The following is a 17,813-nucleotide window of genomic DNA, read 5'->3' as shown; positions in this document are numbered from 1 at the left end:
CGGCCGTCAGACCGGCCCCTGGCAGCCCTGCGCGGCGGCGATACCAAGGGCCACCAGCACCGTCACCGTGACGAAGACGATCAGACGCTGCCGCAGCAGGCGCCGGTCCACCCGCTGCAGCGGCCGGGCCGGGCGGCGCGGCGCGGGCGCCGGCCGCCGCTGCGGCGCTGGCTTGCGGGGCCGGGACGGGGAGCGGGACGGTGCGGGGGCCGCCTGCTGCGGCCGCGCCGGCGCCGGGCGCGGCCGGGCGGCGCCGGGGCGTGCCACCGGAACGCTGCCCCGGGCCTCGCGGGCCGCGATCTCCTTCAGCCGCAGCGACAGCTGGAGCGTGCTGGGCCGCTCGCCCGGTGCCTTGGCCAGGCAGGCCCGCAGCAGCGGCTCCAGCGCCGCCGGGACGCCCCGCAGCTCCGGTTCCTCGTGCACCACCCGGTACAGCATCACCTCGGAGCTGCCCTGCCCGAACGGCGAGTCGCCCAGCGAGGCGTAGACCAGCGTGGCGCCGAGCGAGAACACGTCGGTCGCCGCCGTGACCGGCTGCCCCCGCACCTGCTCCGGCGCCAGGAAGCCGGGGGAGCCCACCGCCGTCCCGACGTGTGTCAGCGTGCTCGCTCCCGAGGACCAGGCGATCCCGAAGTCGATGATCCGGGGCCCCTTCGGCGACAGCAGGATGTTGGAGGGCTTGACGTCCCGGTGCACCACCCCGGCCTCGTGCACGGCCACCAGCCCCTCGGCCAGCGCGGCCCCGATGGCAGCGGTCTCGGCGGCGGACAGCGGGCCCTCCTGCTGCACCCGGTCGTGGAGCGAGGGGCCCGGCACGTACTGCGTGGCGAACCACGGCCGCTCGGCCTCCAGATCGGCCGCCACCAGCCGGGCCGTGCAGCCGCCCCTGATCCGCCGGGCCGCCGACACCTCGCGGGCGAACCGCGAGCGGAACTCCGCGTCCCCGGCGAGTTCCGGCCGGATCACCTTCAGCGCCACCCGCTGGCCGCGCCGGTCAGAGCCCAGGTACACCACGCCCATCCCGCCGGCCCCCAGCCGCCGGTGGAGCTTAAACGCGCCGACGACTCGCGGGTCCTCGCGACGGAGCCGCATCATCGCCATGTCTACCTCGCTGCCGGGTGCTTGTGCTGGGCCACAGCTTACGGACTGCGCCGCCGCGGCGGCGAAAGGCCGCGCAGCGCGCACCCGCCCCAGCGCCCCTTCCCGGCGCCTGTCCCGGTGTCTTCCCGGGCCTGTCCCCAGGTTTTTTCCGGCTTTCCCCGGCTTTCCCGGCGTCCCCTGGGGGACAACCCTGGTGCCCGTAGCCGCGCATCCACCCTGGGGAGTAGCCGCTCGGCCCCGGTGTCATCCTGCGGGATACCCCCAGGCCGGTACGGCGGTCTGACGTGCGGGACGGCGCGCGAGCCTAAGGTGGATGACCGAGCGGCGGGCGCAGCACTCGTCCCCCGAGGTCACCCGCCCGCCGCTCCCAACACCACGGCAGGAGGGGAGACATGGCGGTCACCGCACAGCCGGCCGCGAGGCGGGGGAAGGCGCGTACCTCCCGGCGCCACCCGCTGGTGGCCACGGCCATGGTGCTGCCGCTGGCTCTTGCCCTCGCTGCCGTCTTCGGCGGCGTGGAAGCCGTCGTCACGCAGGCGTCGTCCGTGGCCGGAACGCTGGGGCGCTGAACGGCGCCCCAGGCCCGGGAAGAGCGGCCCGGGCCGGGGACACCGGCGAGCAACCCCGTGGGGACGGGGGTGGCGGACGGCATGTGCCCGGGTGGCTGGGGAGCTGCCCGGGCACCGATGCCCTTCGGGGTGTCACACACGGGAACGGGCCGGAGAGCGTGACTCTCCGGCCCGGACCATGTACGGATGGTGCGCGATACTGGGATTGAACCAGTGACCTCTTCCGTGTCAGGGAAGCGCTCTCCCGCTGAGCTAATCGCGCGGGGGCGAGGGCCTGCGGCCCCGGTGGACGATACTGGGATTGAACCAGTGACCTCTTCCGTGTCAGGGAAGCGCTCTCCCGCTGAGCTAATCGTCCGAGGTGGAGACGGGATTTGAACCCGTGTAGACGGCTTTGCAGGCCGTTGCCTCGCCTCTCGGCCACTCCACCACAGGGGGAGCAGGCCCCCTTCGAGCGGACGACGAGACTCGAACTCGCGACCCCCACCTTGGCAAGGTGGTGCTCTACCAACTGAGCTACGTCCGCAGTCGTTGCCTCCGGTCTCGGTGTGATCCCGGGGACGTCATGAACTTTAGCGGATTCGCGGGCCAGCTCAAACTCCGTCTGCCGGGAGACCTGTGCCACCCCCCTGTCGCGGCCGGGCCAGGTAGCGTCAGTAGGGGGGAACGGCAGCGGGGGACCAGGCGACGGAACCGGCAGACGGGAGAGAGCACGATGGGGCTGATCTGGCTGGACGGCCAGCTGCGCGACCCCGGGGCGGCGCGGGTCTCCGTCTTCGACCACGGGCTGACGGTCGGAGACGGGGTCTTCGAGACGGTCAAGACGGCGGACGGCCAGCCGTTCGCCCTGACCCGGCACCTGGAGCGGCTGGCCGCCTCCGCCCGCGGCATCGGGCTGCCCGAGCCCGACCCCGGTGAGGTCCGCCGTGCCTGCCGGGCCGTCCTCGACGCCGTGCCGCTGCCGCTGGGCCGGCTGCGGATCACCTACACGGGCGGCCGCGGGCCGCTGGGATCCGACCGGGGCGAGGGGCCGCCGACGCTGATCGTCGCCCACGCTGAGCGGACGCGCCGGCCCGACACCACCGCCGTGATCACGGTGCCCTGGGCCCGCAATGAACGCGGCGCCCTCACCGGCCTGAAGACCACCTCGTACGCGGAGAACGTCATCGCCCTGGCCCGGGCCCGCCAGCGGGCCGCCTCCGAGGCGCTGTTCCCGAACACCGCCGGCCAGCTCTGCGAGGGCACGGGCAGCAACGTCTTCGTGGTGCTGGACGGGGAGCTCCACACTCCGCCGCTGTCCGCCGGCTGCCTGGCGGGCATCACCAGGGCGCTCGTGCTCGAATGGGCCGGTGCCAAGGAGACCGGCCTGCCCATGGACTGCCTGGCGCGGGCCGAGGAGGTCTTCCTGACCTCCACCACCCGCGACGTGCAGGCCGTCCGCCGGATCGACGGCCGGGAGCTGCCCGGCGCCCCCGGTCCGGTGACCCAGCGCGTGATGCGCGTCTTCCAGGAGCGTGAGGCGCTCGACAGCGACCCGTGATCCGGCCGCCGCAGCGGGAAGAAAACCTGCGATGACGACGACACTGCGCCCGGCGGGCCCCGAGGAACGCGACGCGGCCGGGGGCCGTGCCCGCCTGTACGACATCCGCGTCAACAGCCGGGCGGTGGGCCTGCTGCGCCTCGCCGCCGATGCGACCGGCGGCACCGGGCGCATTCTGCGGCTGGAGGTCGACGGCCCGGAGCGGCGCCGGGGCCGTGCCACCGTCGCGGCGCTCGCCGCCGAGGAGGTGCTGCGCTCCTGGGGCTGCCGCCACATCCAGGCCGACATCCCGGCGACGGCCGGCGCCGCCCTGGCGCTGGCCTCGGCCCTCGGCTACACCGAGTCGGCCCGCACCCTGGTCAAGGGCCTCACCCAGCCTGTGCCCGCGCCGCCGCCCGGCACCGCCGTCCGCGCGGTCACCGAGGAGGAGTACCTGGGCTGGCTCGCCCAGCAGGGGCCCGGTTTCCTGCCGGACGCCGTCCCGGGCGCGGCCGCCGGCGCGCTGGGGACGCTGCCGCCCGGCCCCGGCGGCACGCGTCCGGCGCTGCGCATGCTGGCCCGCGAGGGCACCGACGTCGGCTCGCTGTGGCTGGGCCTCGGCGGCGCGCGGCTGGGCCACGGCACGGGCGGCCACGTCGTCTCCGTCGCCGTCCGGCCCCGCGACCAGCGGCGCGGCTACGGCAGGACGCTGATGCACGAGGCGGAGCGGATCTGCCGCCAGGCCGGTGTCCGCCGGCTGGGCCTGAAGGTCTCCCCGGCGAACGACCCGGCGCTGCGCCTGTACGCCTCGCTGGGGTACCGCATCAGCGGAATCAGGCTCGGCAAGCCGCTGCTGTGAGCGGCCGCCGGAGCAGCCCGGTCAGGAGGCGTCCGTGCCCGCCAGCGCGGACTCCACGAGCCTGGCGACGCGTTCCCGCAGGCCCTGCTGGCTCTTGCCGCCGTCCAGCCGCTTGCCGCCGATCACGTACGTCGGGGTGCCGGTGACCCCGATCGCCTGGCCCTCGGCCTGGTCGGCGTCCACGGCCAGCAGGTGGCGGCCGTCGATGAGGGCCGACTCGATCTCGCCGGCGTCCAGGCCGCACTCCCGGGCCACCTCGGTGAGCACCGTCTCGCCGCGCGCGGCGAGGTCGTCGGTGCGCGCCAGCAGCGCCGCGCAGTACTCGTCGCCCTTGCCCTGCGCGTACGCCTCCTCGGCTGCCTGCGCGGCCGCGTAGGCGTGCGCGTGCGAGGCCAGCGGGAAGTGGCGGCGCCGGATCTCCAGCGTGTCCCCGAACCGCTCCCGCAGCGCCGCCAGATCGCTCTCGGCGCGGTGGCAGTCGGGGCACTGGAGGTCACACCAGACCTCGAGGACGGCGCGGGCGGCGGTCGGTTCGCTCATGCCGCCCAGTTTCCCACCCGCTCCGCCCGGCACCGGAACGCCCCCGTCCCGGCGGCGACCCCGGAAAGGTCCCTGATCCTTGCCGCCCGGCCATTTCCCCGGCGCCGGGCGGCGAGGCAGGATGGAAAGATGCTGATAGGCACCGTCTGCACCCTGATTTCCGCCGCCGGCATCGGCCTCGCGCTCCTGGTGGCGCGCAGGCGCCGGTACGCGACCGCCCTGCGCGTGGCCGCCGTCGCACTGCTGCCCGTGGGCCTGGCGATGACCGGGGTGGTGCGGTTCGTCGTCAACATGACGGTCAACCCGGTGGCCTGGGCCGGGTTCGGGGTGCTCACCTTCGCCGTGCTGCTGTTGCTCGTCGCCCGCCTGGTGGAGGGCAGGGGGCGCGGCCGCCAGGCGGCGGCCGGCGGCGAGGGCGCTTCCGGCCCGGCCGCCCTGCCCAGGACCTCCTCGCGCGGCAGCGGGAAGCCCGCGGCGGGAGGCGGGGACGACCTGTCGGACTTCTCCGAGATCGAGGCGATCCTGAAGAAGCACGGCATCTGAGCCGTTCGTGCGCCCTCGCCGCCCCGGCCTCCGGCCGAAACGGGATCAAGGCCGCGGACGCGACAAGAGCGATGTTGTACAGATCACGGCGGAAACGAGACGTGTTGATCGCGCGAGAGGCCCGGCCTGCGCCATGATCACCGCGACATGGCACACAGCACCAGCCCAGACACCTCCCGCACACCGGACACCGAGCCCGCTCCGGAGGGGCGCGGCTGCCTGTTCGCCCTCTCCCAGCCGCCGCTGATCCTCTTCCTCACGGTGATCGGCGGGCTGCTGCTGATCACCGGGCTCCATGACCAGTTCCTGCTCTGAGAACCTCTCCCCGGCGGCCCTCAGCCGCCCGCGCCGCCGCCCCGGCGCCTGGCGCGGTAGGCCGCCACGTGGAGACGGTTGCCGCACGTGCGGCTGGAGCAGTACCGGCGTGACCGGTTGCGCGTGAGGTCCACGAAGGCCCGCCCGCACCCCGGGGCCGCGCAGCGGCGCAGCCGCTCCCGTTCCCCGGCCACCACCAGGAACGCCAGCGCCATGCCGCAGTCGGCGGCCAGGTGGTCGGCGAGGGCCGCGCCGGGAGCGAAGTAGTGCACGTGCCAGTCGTGTCCGTCGTGGTCCGTCAGCCGCGGCGTGGTCCCGGCGGCCGCCACCATGCCGTTGATCAGCTCGGCGGCCCGGGCGTCCGAATCCGCCGCGAACACGTCGGCGAATCCGGCGCGGACCCGCAGCACGTCCCGCAGGTCCCGGGGCTCCAGCAGCTCCAGCCGCACATCGCTGATCGCGTGGTCCCGCACGAAGCGCCGCAGCGCGTCGACGTCCGTCAGCAGGTCGGGTCTGCCGCCGTGCGGCTCGGTGTTCAGCAGCGCGACGGCGCAGTCAAGGGCGCACCGGGTGTCGTGAGTGAGCAGCACGGCGGTTGTCCGGTCCGTAGGGGGAGTTCACCCTCAAGGACTCTAGCCGCTGCGTGCGGGCGGGGCGCGGGCCATGCCGGCGGAGCCGGCGAGCACCCGCGCATGGCCGCGCCCCGCCCGTGGTGGCCGTCGCCGGTTCCGCGCCGCCGCCCCGAGTCAGACGGCGCGGAGAACCGGCGGGTCTGTCAGCTCTCCGCGAGAATGTGGGAAAGCTCGGTGTCGAGATCGAAATGGCGGTGCTCGGTGCCGGGCGGCACCGCGGCGTCCGTCCGCTTCAGGAACGACTCAAGGGCGCGGGCCGGAGCCTCCAGCAGTGCCTCGCCCTCCGGTGAACTCAGGGCGATGCACACCACGCCCTGCCCGTGGCTGCGGGAGGGCCACACCCGCACGTCTCCGGTGCCCGTCGGCCGGTGAAGACCTTCGGCGAGCAGGTCGCGGGCGAAAACCCACTCGACGGTTTCTTCCGCTCCGGTGTGGAAGGTGGCGTGGACGGCGTAGGGGTCCGCCGTGTCATACCGCAGCCCCGCGGGAACAGGCAGCGAGGAATCGCTCGATACAACGAGGCGCAGATGCAGCTCGCAACTGACCGTGGTGTTCATAAGCGCCAGGGCCTTTCGCTCAGTGTGCGCTCGGGGATTCGCACGTCGGCGAAATCGACATGCCACATGCGGGACGGTTGTAAACACCTCCGGCATCATTGTGCCGGATAACATCATTCGAATGGACCAGTCTCTCGATCGGATAAGGCGGACGTGAATCGTTCTATAGCGAATGAGAAAAACCCGTGCCGGGCGGCGGAAGGGGAGCTGCGCCGCCGGCGAGCGGACGATGTGGACACCGCCGGGTACCCCGCCCGCCGGCCGTGAATCCGCCGGCCGGACCGGACCGTGCGGCGCGGTGCCGGGACGGCCGGGGGCCGGCAGCCGGAGCGGGGGGACGGCGGGGGGACGGCGGGGAAAGCGGCAGGGGGAGGCGGTGCGGGCGGCGGTGCCGGGGACGGCGCCCGGCGGCGCGGGAGCGGGGTGCGGACGGCCTCGTGCGAAGTCCATTTGGACTGGCGGACGGTGGCCCTGTATGGTTCTCACCGTGCCGAGCGGCGAAGAGCCGCGAGGCCAGGCCTGAAGGGCGATTAGCTCAGCGGGAGAGCGCTTCGTTCACACCGAAGAGGTCACTGGTTCGATCCCAGTATCGCCCACCGGCAACCGGCCGGTCCGTCCCTTGGCGGACCGGCCTTTCGCGTGCCGTGCCCGGCCGCTTACCCCTTCGCGGGCGCCGTCGCGCGGCCGGTACGATGCGCTACGCGGCGCCCGCCGCGGCCCTTCCGAGGCAGCACCGCTGCCCCCCTCACATGAGTCAGGAGAAGACCGGTGTCCGAAGTCCGTGTGATCCTCCAGCGCGATTCCGAGCGGGAAGAGCGTGTGGTGACCACGGGCACGACGGCCGCCGCGCTCTTCGAGGGCGAGCGCGCCGTTGTCGCCGCCCGCGTGGGCGGCGAGCTGCGTGACCTGTCCTACCCGCTCGCCGACGGCGACGTCGTCGAGCCCGTGCTGATCGGGTCGCCCGACGGCCTGGACATCCTGCGCCACTCCACGGCGCACGTGCTCGCGCAGGCCGTGCAGGAGCTGTACCCCGAGGCCAAGCTGGGCATCGGCCCGCCCATCAAGGACGGCTTCTACTACGACTTCGACGTCCGCGAGCCGTTCCAGCCCGAGGACCTGCGCCGCATCGAGAAGCGGATGCAGCAGATCATCAAGCAGGGCCAGCGGTTCTCCCGCCGCGTGGTCAGTGACGACGAGGCCCGCGCCGAACTGGCCGACGAGCCCTACAAGCTGGAGCTGATCGGCCTCAAAGGCGCGGCGGGGCAGGCCGCCGACGGCGCCTCGGCCGAGGTCGGCGCCGGGGAGCTGACCATCTACGACAACCTCGACCCGCGCTCGGGCGAGGTCTGCTGGAAGGACCTGTGCCGCGGCCCGCACCTGCCCAGCACCCGGCTGATTCCCGCGTTCTCGCTGATGCGCAGCGCGGCGGCCTACTGGCGCGGCAGCGAGAAGAACCCGCAGCTGCAGCGGGTGTACGGCACCGCGTGGCCGACCCGGGACGAGCTGAAGGCCCACCTGGCGTTCCTCGCCGAGGCCGAGAAGCGTGACCACCGGCGGCTGGGCGCCGAGCTGGACCTGTTCTCCATTCCGGAGGAACTCGGCTCCGGCCTGGCGGTATTCCACCCCAAGGGCGGCACCGTGCGGCGCGTCATGGAGGAGTACTCGCGGCGCCGCCACGAGGAAGAGGGCTACGAATTCGTCAACACCCCGCACATCACGAAGCGCAAGCTCTTCGAGACGTCGGGGCACCTGCCGAACTACGCCGAGTCCATGTTCCCTCCCATGGAATTCGAGGGACAGGACTATTACCTCAAGGCAATGAACTGCCCGATGCACAACCTGATTTTCCGGGCGCGCGGGCGGTCCTACCGGGAATTGCCGCTGCGGCTTTTCGAGTTCGGCACCGTCTACCGTTTCGAGAAGTCCGGTGTGGTCCACGGCCTGACCCGGGCCCGGGGTTTCACCCAGGACGACTCGCACATCTACTGCACGAAGGAGCAGATGCCCGACGAGCTGGACGGGCTGCTCACCTTCGTCCTCAACCTGCTGCGTGACTACGGCCTGAACGACTTCTACCTGGAGCTGTCCACCCGAGACGACTCCGACAAGTTCCTGGGCGAGCCCGAGGAGTGGGCCGAGGCCACCGAGTACCTGCGCCGCGCGGCGGAGAAGCAGGGCCTGGAACTCGTCCTGGACCCGGGCGGGGCCGCCTACTACGGGCCGAAGATCTCCGTCCAGGCCAAGGACGCCATCGGCCGCACCTGGCAGATGTCCACCATCCAGGTCGACTTCCAGCAGCCGAAGCGGTTTGGCCTGGAGTACACGGCACCCGACGGCTCCCGGCAGCGCCCGGTCATGCTGCACCGCGCGCTGTTCGGCTCCATCGAGCGGTTCTTCGCCGTCCTGCTGGAGCACTACGCCGGCGCCTTCCCGCCCTGGCTCGCCCCCGTGCAGGCCGTCGGCATCCCCGTCGGCGACAGCCACGTGCCGTACCTGGAGTCCTTCGCCGCCGAGGCCAGGAAGCAGCGGCTGCGCATGGAGGTGGACACCTCCGCCGACCGCATGCAGAAGAAGATCCGCAACGCCCAGAAGGCCAAGGTGCCGTTCATGGTGATCGCGGGCGACGACGACGTGGCCCGGGGCGCGGTCAGCTTCCGCTACCGCGACGGCTCGCAGAAGAACGGCATCCCGCGCGCCGAGGCGCTGCGCGAGATCGCCGAGGCCGTGGAGCGGCGCGTCCAGGTGTGACGCCGGGCGCCGCTCCCTTGCGGTGACGCCATATGCTGGCGGCCATGAGCAGTGAGCCGGAGCAGCAGATCGGTGTGGGGACCCCGGACGGCTTCCAGCGCCTGTGGACGCCCCACCGCATGGCCTACATCAAGGGCGAGGGAAAGCCGACCGGTCCCGGAGCGGACGATGGCTGCCCGTTCTGCGCGATCCCCGGCAAGAGCGACGAGGACGGCCTCATCATCGTCCGCGGCGACCAGGTGTACGCCGTCCTCAACCTCTACCCGTACTCTCCGGGCCACCTGATGGTCGTGCCCTACCGGCACGTCGCCGACTACACCGACCTCACCGCGCCGGAGACGGCCGAGCTGGCGGAGCTGACCAAGCAGGCCATGACCGCGCTGCGCGCCGCCTCCGGGGCCCACGGCTTCAACATCGGCATGAACCAGGGCGCTGTCGCGGGCGCCGGTATCGCTGCCCACCTGCACCAGCACGTGGTGCCGCGGTGGGGCGGCGACGCCAACTTCATGCCGGTCGTAGGCCAGACCAAGGTGCTGCCGCAGCTGCTCGGCGACACCCGGCGGATGCTGGCCGAGGCGTGGCCCGCCTGACCGGCCGGCTCACATCGGGTACTCGTCCGCCTTCTTGGGATCGGCCGCCTGCACCTGCCCGCTGAGGGCCTGGGCCCGCGCCTCGAACGGCGCGATGTCCACGCCGTGCTCCTTCAGCACCCGCAGCGCGGCGGCGTGCGTCACCCGCAGCACGGGGGTGGCGGTGCGCAGCACGTCGTCGACCATGAAGCGGTGCCGCCACGGCGAGGTGGCCCAGGTATGCCGCAGGCCGAACGGCTCGGGCAGCGCGACCGTGCCGCCCCACTTGTCGAGCTGCTTGGGGAACCACGTCAGCGGCGCCCGGGCCGCCAGCCGCACCGCTTCCTTGGCGTCCACCAGCGGCAGCGGCCGGTCCACGGTCTTCCAGAACTTGAGCGGGTGACGCACCTTCTTGGACTTCCCGCCGGGCTTCTTGCGGAAGAAGCCGTGCAGCGGGCCGAGCGCGTGGCCCGTCACCTCGATCCGCAGCGTGTGGTGCAGGACGGTGACGTTGATCATCATCGTCACCACCAGCTCGCCGCCCCAGAGCACGAACTGCACGCCCACGTAGTGGCGGTCGTTGCTGTCGTACTGGTCCTCGTTGCAGATCCGCTGGACCTCGATGGCGCTGATGCTGTAGCCGTCCGCGGTCGGGCCCTCGGGCCGGGAGACCTCGGTCGCGCCCTCGCCGACATGCCGCACCACCCAGTGGACGACCGACGGCGTGGGGAAACCGCCGGTGTGCAGCGGGCCGCGCTCCAGCAGCTTGAGCCGGTCGTGGATGGCCCGCGCCACGTCCCAGGAGCGGAACGGGTCGATGTCGCGGTTCGGGTCGGCCGGGCGCAGCTCCTCCGCGAGCTGCCAGCTGCCCCAGCGGACGCCCATGCCGAGTATCCCCTTGGGCCCGGCGTAGAAGACCAGGTTGCTGCTCTGCTCGGCCGCCAGCTTGGCGAGACCGACCCGCAGCCGCTCGGCGTCCGCGTCGTTCGGGTTCTTCGGCACGGCCTCAGGGATCCGGGCGCCGCTGCCGCCGCCGCCCGCGAGCTGGTCCCAGTGCGCGCGCAGCGTCTTCGCCGTCCGCTCGCAGATACCGCGCGCCCAGTACCAGCCCAGGACCGGGGCGGGCAGCACGACCAGCGAGTAGATGCGGGGAATACCGGTGAGCGGCAGCCGCAGCACCGCCAGCACGATCAGCACCGCAAGCGCGGCCAGCGCCAGCTGCCCCAGGATCCCGGCCCGGCGGTCCTTGGAACCCGCGAACGTGCGCCGCAGCTGGAACAGGCCCAGCCACACCAGCACGCCGGGCAGGAACAGCAGCCCGAATGACACCATGATCAGCGTGAGCCGCCGGTCCCGCTGCCGCCGCAGCCGCTTGGCCGCCAGGCAGTGCTCCACCACGGTCTGCGGTTCCACGCCGAAGGACTGGATCAGCGGCTTGCGGCCATCGCCCAGCATGCGCTGCTCGATGGCGCGGGTGAACGCCTCGCCCAGGTCCGGTTCCAGCAGGGAGAACTTGCCCTTGCTGACCGAGGCCCCGTCGTTCGGCTCGCGGATCTCCTCGGGCGGCGAGTCGCGGTAGGCGACCGACGCGATCGCCTGGCTGAGCCCGCTGCCTCCCTGCGTTGCCCCGGAGAGCGGCACCTGGGCGCCCGGCGCGAAGTCGAAGTCCACGCCCGCGGCGTTCCGCAGGTCGTCCAGCCCCGCCATCCCTACCCCCAGTCCTGACCTCATCCGGCCGCGCCGCGTCCGCGCGCGCCACTGCCGTCACGCCTCACCGTCTGGCCCGTTCCCGGCCCGCCCGCCGGGCAACCCTCCCCGGGCGCGGGGCGCCACCGGGACGCGGGCCGGTGGCATCAGCTTAGGGCCTGTCAGGCGCCGGCGGGGGCGTGGCTACGATGGGCACCTGCCGGTAGCCGCCCGACGCGGTGCGGCCCGCTGCGACCCCTGGGAAGGACATGCTCAACAAGTACGCGCGTGCTTTCTTCACGCGTGTCCTCACGCCGTTCGCCGCCCTGCTGCTGAGGCTGGGGGTGAGCCCCGACGCGGTGACGCTCTTCGGCACGGCGGGAGTGATGACGGGGGCCCTGGCCTTCTACCCGCGCGGCGAGTTCTTCTGGGGCACCGTCGTGATCACGCTGTTCGTGTTCTCCGACCTGGTCGACGGGAATATGGCGCGCCAGTCGGGCGCCTCCAGCCGCTGGGGCGCGTTCCTGGACTCCACGCTCGACCGGCTCGCCGACGCGGCGGTCTTCTCCGGCATCGCCCTGTGGTACGCCGGGGACGGCGACGACCAGATGTTGTGCGCGGTCACGCTCTTCTGCCTGGCCAGCGGGCAGGTCGTCTCCTATACCAAGGCGCGCGGCCAGAGCATCGGCCTGCCGGTGAGCGTCAACGGCCTGGTGGAGCGGGCCGAGCGGCTGGTGATCACGCTTGTCCTGACCGGGTTCGCCGGATTCGAGAAGACCTTCGGTGTGCCGCACATCGACGTGCTGCTGCCCATCGCCCTGTGGACCGTGGCTGCCGGCAGCCTCATCACCCTCGTCCAGCGGGTGGTCACCGTCCGGCGCGAGGCCGCCGAGGCCGACGCCCGGGAGCAGTCCGAAGCCGATCAGGGGAGCGGGCAGGCATGAGAGAACAGGCGGTCGATGCGCTGTACGGGCTCGGCTGGGGCGCGGTCAAGCGCCTGCCCGAGCCCGCCGCCCGGGCGCTCGGCCGCCGCGTCGCCGACGCGGCCTGGCGGCGCCGCGGCGCGGGCGTCCGGCGCCTGGAACACAACCTGGCGCGTGTGCGCCGGGACGCGACGCCCGAGGAGCTGCGCGCCCTCTCGCGCGCCGGTATGCGCTCCTACCTGCGGTACTGGATGGAGTCCTTCCGGCTGCCCGTGATGAGCGCCGCACGCATCCGCGCCAGCTTCGCGCCCGAGGGCGTCGAGCTGCTCACCGACGCCCTGGACTCCGGTCGCGGCGCCGTCCTCGCGCTGCCGCACATGGCCAACTGGGACCTGGCCGGTGCCTGGGTCGTCACCGAGCTCGGTGTCCCGTTCACCACCGTCGCCGAACGGCTGCGGCCCGAGAGCCTCTACGACCGTTTCGTCGCCTACCGCGAGGGCCTCGGCATGGAGGTGCTGCCGCACAACGGCGGCACGGCGTTCGGGGCGCTCTCCCGGCGGCTCCGCAAGGGCGGCCTGGTCTGCCTGGTCGCCGACCGTGACCTGTCCGCCTCCGGCACCGAGGTGACGTTCTTCGGCGAGACGGCCCGCATGCCGGCCGGACCCGCCATGCTGGCCCTGCACACGGGCGCGGCGCTGCTGCCGGTCACCCTGTGGTACGACGACCCGCCCGTGATGCGCGGCCGCGTCCACCCGCCCGTCGCGGTCCCCGAGGCCGGGACCCGGGCCGAGAAGGCGCGGGTGATGACACAGGCCGTCGCCGACAGCTTCGCCGCGGGCATCTCCCGCCACCCGCAGGACTGGCACATGCTGCAGCGGCTGTGGCCGGACCGGGACGGGGGGCACGGCGCATGAGAATCGGCATCGTCTGCCCGTACTCCTGGGACGTGCCCGGCGGCGTCCAGTTCCACGTGCGCGACCTGGCCGAGCACCTCACCCGGCGCGGCCACGACGTCTCCGTGCTCGCCCCCGCCGACGACGACACCCCGCTGCCCCCGTACGTCGTCTCCGCCGGGCGTGCCGTGCCCGTCCCCTACAACGGGTCCGTGGCCCGGCTCAACTTCGGCTTCCTCTCGGCCGCCCGCGCCCGCCGCTGGGTGCATGAGGGCGACTTCGACGTGCTGCACATCCACGAGCCGGCCGCCCCCTCGCTGGCGCTGCTGACCTGCTGGGCGGCGCGCGGCCCGATCGTCGGCACGTTCCACACCTCCAACCCCCGCTCCCGGGCCATGATCGCGGCCTACCCGATCCTGCAGCCGGCGCTGGAGAAGATCAGTGCCCGCATCGCTGTCAGCGAGTACGCCCGCCGCACCCTCGTCGAGCATCTGGGGGGCGACGCCGTCGTCATCCCCAACGGCGTCGACGTCTCCTTCTTCGCCGGCGCCGAGCCCAAGGCCGAGTGGCAGGGCCAGACCATCGGCTTCATCGGCCGGATCGACGAGCCCCGCAAGGGCCTGCCGGTGCTCATGCGCGCGCTGCCCGCCATCCTGGCCGCGCACCCCGGGGCCCGGCTGCTGGTCGCGGGCCGGGGGGACGAGCAGCAGGCCGTGGCCGGGCTGCCGGAGGAGGCGCGCCGCCGCGTGGAGTTCCTCGGCATGGTCAGCGACGAGGACAAGGCCAGGCTGCTGCGGAGCGTTGACCTGTACGTGGCCCCCAACACGGGCGGGGAGAGCTTCGGCATCATCCTCGTCGAGGCCATGTCCGCGGGCGCGCCCGTGCTGGCCAGCGACCTCGATGCGTTCGCGCAGGTCCTCGACGGCGGACGCGCCGGCGAGCTGTTCCGCAACGAGGACGCCGACGCCCTCGCCGACGCCGCCGTCCGGCTGCTGGGCGATCCGGCGCGGCGGGAAGAGCTGCGGGCGCGGGGCAGCGTGCACGTGCGGCGCTACGACTGGTCCACCGTGGGCTCCGACATCCTCGCCGTCTACGAAACCGTCCGGGACGGCGCCGGGGCGGTCGCCCCCGATGAGCGCGCCGGACTGCTGGGCCGCCTGGGCTTCCACCGCGACCTGGGCCGGGACCAGGCCCGGGACCGTGACCAGACGCGTGACCGCGGAGGCGACGTGTGACCACTCCCGTCTGGATCCTCGTCTGCTCCGCGGCTGCCCTGCTGCTGGTGGCCGTCTACCTCAGCTGGACCGCCGGCCGGCTCGACCGGCTCCACGCCCGCATCGACGCCGCGCGGGCCGCTCTCGACGCCCAGCTGCTGCGCCGGGCTTCCATCACCCAGGAGCTCGCCACCTCCGGCGTGTTCGACCCGGCCGCGTCGATGGTGCTGTACCAGGCCGCGCACGCGGCGCGGCTGGCGGAAGACGACCAGCGCGAGGTCGCCGAGAGCGAGCTGAGCCAGGCGCTGCGCGCGGTGTTCGCGGACGGTGCACAGGTGCGGGCCGTCGGCGAGGCACCCGGCGGCGAGGACACCGTCGCGGAGCTGACGGCCGCCGTGCGCCGCGTGCCCATGGCCCGCCGCTTCCACAACGACGCTGTGCGCGCCGCCCGCGCGCTGCGCCGCCACCGCACCGTGCGCTGGCTGCGGCTGGCCGGGCACGCGCCCGCCCCCCTCGCCTTCGAGATGGACGACGAGCCGCCGCCCGCCCTGGTGGAGTACGCCCAGAGCCGCGGCGGACCAGGCCACTGAGGGACGATTGGCCCTTTCCCGCCGGGGCCACTTCGCGTTCTCCTGGATGACGGTGCGCCACCGCGGCGCCGGAAAGCCCGCCGGGTATGCCAGCGGGCCTGCCTACCATGGACGCTGGGCACCGGAAGCACGCCATGGCGCGCGGCCGCCACCGTTTCCAGCACGTGAGTGAGGTCGAAACAGCATGTCGAGCGCGTCTCCCAGTACCCCGCAGGGCCCCGAGACCGGCACCGCCCGGGTCAAGCGGGGGATGGCCGAGCAGCTCAAGGGCGGCGTCATCATGGACGTCGTCACGCCCGAGCAGGCCAAGATCGCCGAGGACGCGGGCGCCGTGGCCGTCATGGCGCTGGAGCGCGTCCCCGCCGACATCCGCGCCCACGGCGGCGTGGCCCGCATGTCCGACCCGGACATGATCGAGAGCATCATCAACGCCGTCTCGATCCCGGTGATGGCCAAGTCCCGCATCGGGCACATCGTCGAGGCCCAGGTGCTCCAGGCCCTCGGCGTCGACTACATTGACGAGTCCGAGGTCCTCACCCCCGCCGACGAGGTCAACCACACGGACAAGTGGGCGTTCACCACGCCCTTCGTCTGCGGCGCCACCAACCTCGGCGAGGCGCTGCGGCGTATCTCCGAGGGCGCGGCCATGATCCGCTCCAAGGGCGAGGCCGGCACCGGCAACGTCGTGGAGGCCGTCCGCCACCTGCGGCGCATCAAGGGCGACATCGCCCGCCTGCGGGGCCTGGACCGGCACGAGCTGTACGCCGCGGCCAAGGAGCTGCGCGCCCCCTACGAGCTGGTCAGCGAGGTCGCCGAGCTCGGCAAGCTGCCCGTGGTGCTGTTCTCCGCCGGCGGCGTGGCCACGCCCGCGGACGCCGCCCTGATGCGGCAGCTCGGCGCGGAGGGCGTCTTCGTCGGCTCCGGCATCTTCAAGTCCGGCGACCCGGCCCAGCGCGCCGCCGCGATCGTGAAGGCCACCACCTTCTACGACGACCCCAAGGTCATCGCCGACGTCTCGCGCGGTCTCGGCGAGGCCATGGTCGGCATCAACGTCGACACGCTGCCCGAGGCCGAGCGCTACGCCTCGCGCGGCTGGTGAGCGGGGGCGCCGTGTCCGCTCCGCGCATCGGCGTGCTGGCCCTGCAGGGCGACGTCAGGGAACATCTCGCCGCGCTCACCGCGGCCGGCGCGCGGGCCGAGTCCGTGCGCCGGCCCGAGGAGCTGGCCGCGGTGGACGGCCTGGTTATCCCCGGCGGCGAGTCCACCACGATCTCCAAGCTGGCCAGCGCGTTCGGCCTCATGGAGCCGCTGCGGGCGCGCGTCGCGGCGGGCATGCCCGCCTACGGCTCGTGCGCCGGCATGATCATGCTCGCCGACAAGATCCTCGACCCGCGCGCGGGCCAGGAGACCATCGGCGGCATCGACATGATCGTGCGGCGTAACGCCTTCGGGCGCCAGAACGAGTCGTTCGAGGCGGCGCTTGACGTCACCGGCATCGAAGGCGGCCCGGTGCAGGGCGTGTTCATCAGGGCGCCCTGGGTCGAGTCCACCGGCGCGGGGGCCGAGCCGCTCGCCGTCTACGGCGGGCACGCCGTCGCCGTGCGCCAGGGGCGTCTGCTCGCCACCGCCTTCCACCCCGAACTCACCGGCGACCACCGGGTCCACCGGCTTTTCGCGGATATGGTGCGCGAGGCGCGCCCGTGAGCTCCCGGTAAGATCGGCGGGTCCCCCGACGTCGCGACATCGAAGGAGCATGGGCTGTGTCCGGCCACTCTAAGTGGGCAACCACCAAGCACAAGAAAGCGGTGATCGACGCCAAGCGGGGGAAGCTCTTCGCCAAGCTGATCAAGAATGTCGAGGTCGCGGCCCGCTTGGGCGGCCCCGACCCGGAGGGCAACCCGACGCTCTACGACGCCATTCAGAAGGCCAAGAAGAGCTCCGTCCCGAACGCCAACATCGAGCGCGCCGTCAAGCGCGGCGCCGGACTCGAGGCGGGTGGCGCCGATTACCAGACGATCATGTACGAGGGCTACGGGCCCAACGGCGTCGCGATCCTCATCGAGTGCCTCACTGACAACCGCAACCGCGCCGCCTCCGACGTGCGCGTCGCCATGACGCGCAACGGCGGATCGATGGCCGACCCCGGTTCGGTGTCCTACCTGTTCAACCGCAAGGGCGTCGTCATCGTGCCCAAGAACGGGCAGACCGAGGACGACGTGCTCGGCGCGGTCCTCGACGCCGGCGCCGAGGAGGTCAATGACCTCGGCGAGTCCTTCGAGGTGATCAGCGAGGCCAGCGACCTCGTCGCGGTGCGCACCGCCCTGCAGGAGGCCGGGATCGACTACGACTCGGCCGAGAACAGCTTCGTGCCCACCATGCAGGTCGAACTCGACGAGGAAGGCGCGAAGAAGATCTTCCGGCTGATCGAGGCGCTGGAGGACAGCGACGACGTGCAGAACGTCTTCGCCAACTTCGACGTCCCCGACGACGTCATGGCGAAGGTCGGCGCCTGAGCCCTGCCCGCTCCGCGCGCCCGGCCGGCGGCGCCCCGCACG

Annotated in this window: 19 protein-coding genes and 5 tRNA genes; 15 read left to right on the top strand and 9 right to left on the bottom strand. The window is 72.9% G+C overall.

Annotated elements, in window-relative coordinates:
• Positions 1-6: 6 nt before the first annotated feature.
• Positions 7-1,101: a serine/threonine-protein kinase gene (locus tag JK356_RS11655; protein WP_201867584.1), complete on the bottom strand. Its 1,095-nt coding sequence runs from the start codon at positions 1,099-1,101 to the stop codon at positions 7-9.
• Positions 1,102-1,493: 392 nt separating this feature from the next.
• Between JK356_RS11655 and JK356_RS11650 the strand changes: the two genes are divergently transcribed.
• Positions 1,494-1,670 (top strand): hypothetical protein, encoded by a 177-nt coding sequence (locus JK356_RS11650; protein WP_201867583.1) that lies wholly within the window; start codon positions 1,494-1,496, stop codon positions 1,668-1,670.
• Positions 1,671-1,857: 187 nt separating this feature from the next.
• Here the strand turns inward: JK356_RS11650 and JK356_RS11645 are convergent.
• The 4 genes from JK356_RS11645 to JK356_RS11630 form a co-directional block, all read right to left on the bottom strand.
• Positions 1,858-1,932, bottom strand: a tRNA-Val gene (locus JK356_RS11645).
• 24 nt (positions 1,933-1,956) lie between these two features.
• Positions 1,957-2,028, bottom strand: a tRNA-Val gene (locus tag JK356_RS11640).
• 1 nt (position 2,029) lies between these two features.
• Positions 2,030-2,100, bottom strand: a tRNA-Cys gene (locus tag JK356_RS11635).
• A 23-nt stretch (positions 2,101-2,123) separates the two neighbouring features.
• Positions 2,124-2,196 (bottom strand) — tRNA-Gly (locus tag JK356_RS11630).
• 189 nt (positions 2,197-2,385) lie between these two features.
• On the opposite strand from JK356_RS11630, the gene JK356_RS11625 reads away from it, so the two are divergent.
• Together JK356_RS11625 and JK356_RS11620 are read left to right on the top strand one after the other, a co-directional pair.
• Positions 2,386-3,210 carry an aminotransferase class IV gene (locus JK356_RS11625; protein WP_201867582.1) on the top strand — a complete coding sequence of 275 codons (825 nt, stop codon included), beginning with the start codon at positions 2,386-2,388 and terminating at the stop codon, positions 3,208-3,210.
• 31 nt (positions 3,211-3,241) lie between these two features.
• On the top strand, positions 3,242-4,048 hold the full coding sequence (locus JK356_RS11620; RefSeq protein WP_201867581.1) for a GNAT family N-acetyltransferase: 807 nt from the start codon (positions 3,242-3,244) through the stop codon (positions 4,046-4,048).
• Positions 4,049-4,069: 21 nt separating this feature from the next.
• Here the strand turns inward: JK356_RS11620 and JK356_RS11615 are convergent, their stop codons facing one another.
• A complete protein-coding gene (locus JK356_RS11615) occupies positions 4,070-4,588 on the bottom strand; it encodes a DsbA family protein (protein ID WP_201867580.1) in 519 nt (172 codons plus the stop codon).
• A 129-nt stretch (positions 4,589-4,717) separates the two neighbouring features.
• On the opposite strand from JK356_RS11615, the gene JK356_RS11610 reads away from it, so the two are divergent.
• Together JK356_RS11610 and JK356_RS11605 are read left to right on the top strand one after the other, a co-directional pair.
• The gene (locus JK356_RS11610) at positions 4,718-5,131 is read left to right on the top strand and encodes a hypothetical protein (RefSeq protein ID WP_201867579.1); all 414 of its coding nucleotides are present in this window, start codon (positions 4,718-4,720) and stop codon (positions 5,129-5,131) included.
• Positions 5,132-5,278: 147 nt separating this feature from the next.
• The gene (locus JK356_RS11605) at positions 5,279-5,446 is read left to right on the top strand and encodes a hypothetical protein (RefSeq protein ID WP_201867578.1); all 168 of its coding nucleotides are present in this window, start codon (positions 5,279-5,281) and stop codon (positions 5,444-5,446) included.
• A gap of 20 nt (positions 5,447-5,466) precedes the next feature.
• Here the strand turns inward: JK356_RS11605 and JK356_RS11600 are convergent, their stop codons facing one another.
• Both JK356_RS11600 and JK356_RS11595 read right to left on the bottom strand, forming a co-directional pair.
• Complete coding sequence (locus JK356_RS11600; protein WP_201867577.1) at positions 5,467-6,036, bottom strand: CGNR zinc finger domain-containing protein; 570 nt, start codon at positions 6,034-6,036, stop codon at positions 5,467-5,469.
• 185 nt (positions 6,037-6,221) lie between these two features.
• Positions 6,222-6,635, bottom strand: a complete 414-nt coding sequence (locus tag JK356_RS11595; protein WP_201867576.1) for an SsgA family sporulation/cell division regulator — start codon at positions 6,633-6,635, stop codon at positions 6,222-6,224.
• 524 nt (positions 6,636-7,159) lie between these two features.
• Between JK356_RS11595 and JK356_RS11590 the strand changes: the two genes are divergently transcribed.
• The 3 genes from JK356_RS11590 to JK356_RS11580 all read left to right on the top strand — a co-directional run bounded on the left by JK356_RS11590 (position 7,160) and on the right by JK356_RS11580 (position 9,973).
• A tRNA-Val gene (locus JK356_RS11590) sits at positions 7,160-7,231 on the top strand.
• A gap of 172 nt (positions 7,232-7,403) precedes the next feature.
• Positions 7,404-9,383, top strand: a complete 1,980-nt coding sequence (thrS, locus tag JK356_RS11585; protein WP_201867575.1) for a threonine--tRNA ligase — start codon at positions 7,404-7,406, stop codon at positions 9,381-9,383.
• A gap of 32 nt (positions 9,384-9,415) precedes the next feature.
• Positions 9,416-9,973 (top strand): HIT domain-containing protein, encoded by a 558-nt coding sequence (locus tag JK356_RS11580; RefSeq protein ID WP_201867574.1) that lies wholly within the window; start codon positions 9,416-9,418, stop codon positions 9,971-9,973.
• Between the two features lie 9 nt (positions 9,974-9,982).
• Here JK356_RS11580 and JK356_RS11575 read toward each other — a convergent pair whose 3' ends face one another.
• On the bottom strand, positions 9,983-11,659 hold the full coding sequence (locus JK356_RS11575; RefSeq protein ID WP_201867573.1) for a hypothetical protein: 1,677 nt from the start codon (positions 11,657-11,659) through the stop codon (positions 9,983-9,985).
• A gap of 248 nt (positions 11,660-11,907) precedes the next feature.
• On the opposite strand from JK356_RS11575, the gene pgsA reads away from it, so the two are divergent.
• The 7 genes from pgsA (at position 11,908) to JK356_RS11540 (ending at position 17,771) form a co-directional block, all read left to right on the top strand.
• Entirely contained in the window at positions 11,908-12,582 is a 675-nt protein-coding gene (pgsA, locus tag JK356_RS11570; RefSeq protein ID WP_201867572.1) for a phosphatidylinositol phosphate synthase, read from the top strand.
• On the top strand, positions 12,579-13,475 hold the full coding sequence (locus tag JK356_RS11565) for a phosphatidylinositol mannoside acyltransferase (RefSeq protein WP_201867571.1): 897 nt from the start codon (positions 12,579-12,581) through the stop codon (positions 13,473-13,475). Before pgsA ends, JK356_RS11565 begins: the two co-directional genes overlap by 4 nt.
• On the top strand, positions 13,472-14,689 hold the full coding sequence (locus JK356_RS11560; RefSeq protein WP_201867570.1) for a glycosyltransferase family 4 protein: 1,218 nt from the start codon (positions 13,472-13,474) through the stop codon (positions 14,687-14,689). Before JK356_RS11565 ends, JK356_RS11560 begins: the two co-directional genes overlap by 4 nt.
• Positions 14,686-15,258, top strand: coding sequence for a hypothetical protein (locus JK356_RS11555; protein ID WP_201867569.1), 573 nt, complete (start codon positions 14,686-14,688; stop codon positions 15,256-15,258). Before JK356_RS11560 ends, JK356_RS11555 begins: the two co-directional genes overlap by 4 nt.
• Positions 15,259-15,442: 184 nt before the next feature.
• Positions 15,443-16,357 carry a pyridoxal 5'-phosphate synthase lyase subunit PdxS gene (pdxS, locus tag JK356_RS11550; RefSeq protein WP_201867568.1) on the top strand — a complete coding sequence of 305 codons (915 nt, stop codon included), beginning with the start codon at positions 15,443-15,445 and terminating at the stop codon, positions 16,355-16,357.
• Between the two features lie 11 nt (positions 16,358-16,368).
• On the top strand, positions 16,369-16,962 hold the full coding sequence (gene pdxT / locus JK356_RS11545; protein WP_201867567.1) for a pyridoxal 5'-phosphate synthase glutaminase subunit PdxT: 594 nt from the start codon (positions 16,369-16,371) through the stop codon (positions 16,960-16,962).
• A 56-nt stretch (positions 16,963-17,018) separates the two neighbouring features.
• Positions 17,019-17,771 carry a YebC/PmpR family DNA-binding transcriptional regulator gene (locus JK356_RS11540; RefSeq protein WP_201867566.1) on the top strand — a complete coding sequence of 251 codons (753 nt, stop codon included), beginning with the start codon at positions 17,019-17,021 and terminating at the stop codon, positions 17,769-17,771.
• Positions 17,772-17,813: the final 42 nt, after the last annotated feature.

Source organism: Streptomyces sp. 7-21, from assembly GCF_016741785.1.
GTDB lineage: Bacteria > Actinomycetota > Actinomycetes > Streptomycetales > Streptomycetaceae > Streptomyces.
Note: the sequence above shows the minus strand (reverse complement) of the source record. Positions and strands in the feature narration are given on the sequence as shown.

Bases quoted from the DNA above. Each gene is read 5' to 3' on its own strand.
- pdxS (WP_201867568.1), top strand. From the start codon at position 15,443: ATGTCGAGCGCGTCTCCCAGTACCCCGCAGGGCCCCGAGACCGGCACC.
- JK356_RS11595 (WP_201867576.1), bottom strand. From the start codon at position 6,635: ATGAACACCACGGTCAGTTGCGAGCTGCATCTGCGCCTCGTTGTATCG.
- JK356_RS11575 (WP_201867573.1), bottom strand. From the start codon at position 11,659: ATGGCGGGGCTGGACGACCTGCGGAACGCCGCGGGCGTGGACTTCGAC.
- JK356_RS11565 (WP_201867571.1), top strand. From the start codon at position 12,579: ATGAGAGAACAGGCGGTCGATGCGCTGTACGGGCTCGGCTGGGGCGCG.
- JK356_RS11610 (WP_201867579.1), top strand. From the start codon at position 4,718: ATGCTGATAGGCACCGTCTGCACCCTGATTTCCGCCGCCGGCATCGGC.
- pgsA (WP_201867572.1), top strand. From the start codon at position 11,908: ATGCTCAACAAGTACGCGCGTGCTTTCTTCACGCGTGTCCTCACGCCG.
- JK356_RS11620 (WP_201867581.1), top strand. From the start codon at position 3,242: ATGACGACGACACTGCGCCCGGCGGGCCCCGAGGAACGCGACGCGGCC.
- JK356_RS11625 (WP_201867582.1), top strand. From the start codon at position 2,386: ATGGGGCTGATCTGGCTGGACGGCCAGCTGCGCGACCCCGGGGCGGCG.
- JK356_RS11650 (WP_201867583.1), top strand. From the start codon at position 1,494: ATGGCGGTCACCGCACAGCCGGCCGCGAGGCGGGGGAAGGCGCGTACC.
- JK356_RS11605 (WP_201867578.1), top strand. From the start codon at position 5,279: ATGGCACACAGCACCAGCCCAGACACCTCCCGCACACCGGACACCGAG.
- JK356_RS11560 (WP_201867570.1), top strand. From the start codon at position 13,472: ATGAGAATCGGCATCGTCTGCCCGTACTCCTGGGACGTGCCCGGCGGC.
- JK356_RS11655 (WP_201867584.1), bottom strand. From the start codon at position 1,101: ATGGCGATGATGCGGCTCCGTCGCGAGGACCCGCGAGTCGTCGGCGCG.
- JK356_RS11615 (WP_201867580.1), bottom strand. From the start codon at position 4,588: ATGAGCGAACCGACCGCCGCCCGCGCCGTCCTCGAGGTCTGGTGTGAC.
- JK356_RS11580 (WP_201867574.1), top strand. From the start codon at position 9,416: ATGCTGGCGGCCATGAGCAGTGAGCCGGAGCAGCAGATCGGTGTGGGG.